This window comes from Fulvivirga imtechensis AK7 (assembly GCF_000331535.1).
Lineage (GTDB): Bacteria > Bacteroidota > Bacteroidia > Cytophagales > Cyclobacteriaceae > Fulvivirga > Fulvivirga imtechensis.
Window position 1 is genome coordinate 1 of the sequence record NZ_AMZN01000174.1, and the last position, 1814, is coordinate 1814.

Annotated in this window: 2 protein-coding genes; both read right to left on the reverse strand. The window is 41.2% G+C overall.

Going from position 1 to position 1814, the window contains the following annotated elements; all coding sequences use genetic code 11:
• Window positions 1–572: 572 nt before the first annotated feature.
• Window positions 573–914 (reverse strand): hypothetical protein, encoded by a 342-nt coding sequence (locus C900_RS27555; protein WP_040497706.1) that lies wholly within the window; start codon window positions 912–914, stop codon window positions 573–575.
• A 3-nt stretch (window positions 915–917) separates the two neighbouring features.
• Window positions 918–1814, reverse strand: an 897-nt coding sequence (locus tag C900_RS27560) for a hypothetical protein (RefSeq protein ID WP_221408175.1), incomplete at its 5' end; no start/stop codon positions are given.

The window sequence follows — 1814 nt, forward strand, 5'->3', positions numbered from 1 at the left end:
ATGCCGCCCATTGCATTCACGGCACACCTTGCGCCAGTTTGGGGGTTCACTTTCGTTCACCTCTCATACACATACCTGATTCATTAAAGAACCTTTTCTCTATCCGCTCAATACCACCCCGTTACCAGGACAGCACCGTAGAGTGGTTTGAAGGCTATCCCTGTAGATTGCCTTCGGTGGGCCACAAGTCCTGACTGACAAACGTCAGGGCCTACCACCATCTTAAATACAGCATTGCAATGCATTTCATTTATGACGCCCATTGCATTCACTGCACACCGTGCGCCAGTTTGGGATGATTGGGTAAAACAGCGGGTATTCAAAAAAATCCTACTGCAAGTCCCCGGACCTAAGTTCCGGGGCCCTTTGGAAAAGAGCAATAGCTGAAGTACTCCTTCGTCTTGAGCTATGAAAATCCGAAGAGATTGGATTTTTTTATTTTTTATTACTACCCGAAACCGGTTAGAACTTACCGACTCTGGATGTAGTGAGAAATAAGTAAAGGCATACTCCCGAAACTGTGTCACAGACTGTAAACAGACGCGTTGCAAACGCGTCTGAATGGGGTTCGATTAAAGAACAAGTAACAGTGCAATTGTCACAAGTGCATACAACAAAGCTACCGTTCCACTCATTCCTGATGGCCCAACTTTTTCGTCTATACTTTTATATCTTTTGTTCAAAACAAAGACTAAAACATTTAAAATTAACAGTGGACCAAAAATTATGATAGCATAAGTAAACTTAGACAATGCTTTCAAGGGCTCAATTCCGATATATTTAACTATTACCATGATATTAATTCCTAGAAAAAATGAAAAAGCTACACAGGCCATATAGCCAGCAATATCTTTATAGTGGGTTCTTCTTAGAAATTTATAAAAACCGTGATATAAATAATAATAAAAGTTCATCACTTAATACTTAAAAGGACCTACTAATGATTTCCCGGAAGAAAATGACATATTAAAGAAACCAGTTCTATAATATGAATTGTCAAAGCCACGATAAAAGCTATCAAATTGACCCGTTGCGTCTGCTACACCTAAAGTTGTTGAGATAAAAGGTCCAGCGTAAGGAATGAAGTTTGTTCCTATTATTACCCCTGCCCCAACTAACCTGGCATAGTCTTCACCAGATTTATCACTATAGGCAAACTCTCCAATTGATGCCAATGCTCCTACAGTTACCAAAGTACCAGATATACCCTTGGTCCAGTTTGATACTTGTTTTAAATTTCTAATATCACGAGCATGTTCCAAGGGACCAGTATATCGGCCTCGTCCATGAGTTAACGCTATATCAACAGACTGATCAATAACAAAACCTGCTTGTATCCCTCCATAAAGAGAAATATTCTTACCCAACTGAATTAAGTCTAATTCGGTAGAATTATGATTAGTGTTATTATAGGACAAATCCTCACCCACAGTAGCACCCCCGCTAGCCACCAACTCCTGCACCAAAGAAGCCCGTGCACCGAGGAATTGATCGGTGTGGGCATATAAAGCCTGGCCTGCACTGTTTCTTTGATAGAAAGTTGTTCCTGCTCTGTTGCCATATAAAGTATTTCCTGGTCCTTCCGACACCCGCATACCAAGAGCAGCATAAGTATCTCCAATAGAGCCTGGGGGGATATAATTTGATACCATGCCGTTTTCAAAACCAAACATATGACTACCACTAGCCAACCCGGCCATATTTATAGTCAGGTTTCCTATTTGGACGGTCATTGGCCCTCCCAAAGTATTAAAATTAGCAAACCTCTCCGCAGCAATACCACTTAAAGGATTTCTCATACCCCTCCTGCCTCC